Consider the following 1,328-nt stretch of genomic DNA (forward strand, 5'->3'; position numbering starts at 1 on the left):
CTATCCCACGGGTTGTTCACCGGGTTATCCACGGAATTGGTGGACGATTAAAGTTCTTGGTCAAATGGTCGGTAGCTGGTGATGCTATATCTACAAATACCCGTTGGAACCATTCATCACCCACCGACAGGAGAAAATAATCGTGTCGCTGCCATATACCAACCGGACAGGGAAAACGTATTTCCTTTATCAGGGTGTCACCCGTACCGGCAAGCCCCGCTACTATTTTTCGGGTCAAAAGAAGGCTGAGGCAGAGCAAATCAGTACGATTCCTGAGGGGTTTGAAATCTATGAACGGCCTGAAAATGGTCAGGTCTTCCTGCGCAAGGCGATACCCGGGTTAATCACGGAGTCGGAGCAGCAGTACATAGTTTCTGCACTGGCAGCCCTGAAAGAGTCTTTCCGTTACCTTATGGATTGCCACCAGCAGTATGCGACCGTGTTTGAATCCTCTGCAGGAGATACGGCAAGAGAGATGAAGGAAGCCGGATGGCTCGGGAACCTGAAGCCAGATTACATGGAAAAGATGGTCCGGAATAGCCGCTTTATGCCGGTTCTGCGTTTTGAATTGGTTGATGATACCAAGCGACAGTTTCATGCACAGCGCTTCTGTTTCCTGGGCAGCATTGAGGACTGGATATCCCTGAAAGGCTCGGGCGATTTGAGCGCACTGGCCAGCCAATACATCCCTTTGCTGGGTACTGATGCTTTTTATGAAGTGCCTGGTGATCAGGCCAATAAGGAATTGTCCTGAAATAAGTAGCTGGCCATATGGAATCGAATATTTCTGGCTTCTTGGGCTGGTACTATGCGAGGCACAACGGAGGGAGCATAGCCGTAGCTATGTGACCGGAGTTGTAACGAAGCAGAGTGCCGGCACAAGGAGTCAGAAATATTCGATTTCATATGGTTAGCTACTTAACTTCCCTGTTTTCAGTCCCGGGCTTCGTTCGGACTGAGCTTGTCGAAGTCCGCTGGCACCCCCCTTCGACAAGCTCAGGGTGAACGGAAATAGGGAAATAATTCAGGGACAATTCCTAAACCCACATTCTTACCGCACTTCTTGTATTGCTCGCCACTGTCACAGTGGCAGAGTTCGCTGTAATGGAGTTTAAGCTTCGAGTGTTGCCGTTTCAGTTTGATTTATTCTTCTGTCAAGGATGGAGCCCGGAACGCTTTCGTCATGTCCCGCCATTCTGCGAATAAACCTGTTCCTGCCAGACTGCCTGAATAGCGTTCATCTTTGGGCAGGTTTATGCTGGCGATTTGTAAGTAGTGCTTGTCCGAAAACCCATCAGCCCTTGAAAACAGCAGTCTGTGGCCTTACT

The 1,328-nt window shown here is 49.5% G+C and carries 1 protein-coding gene; it reads left to right on the forward strand.

Features of this window, described 5'->3' with window-relative positions; genetic code table 11:
- Positions 1-142 precede the first annotated feature (142 nt).
- Positions 143-754, forward strand: a complete 612-nt coding sequence (locus tag KDK15_RS12945; RefSeq protein ID WP_257295797.1) for a hypothetical protein — start codon at positions 143-145, stop codon at positions 752-754.
- The last annotated feature ends 574 nt before the right edge of the window (positions 755-1,328 follow it).

Source organism: Endozoicomonas sp. YOMI1, from assembly GCF_024606345.1.
Taxonomy (GTDB): Bacteria; Pseudomonadota; Gammaproteobacteria; order Pseudomonadales; family Endozoicomonadaceae; genus Endozoicomonas.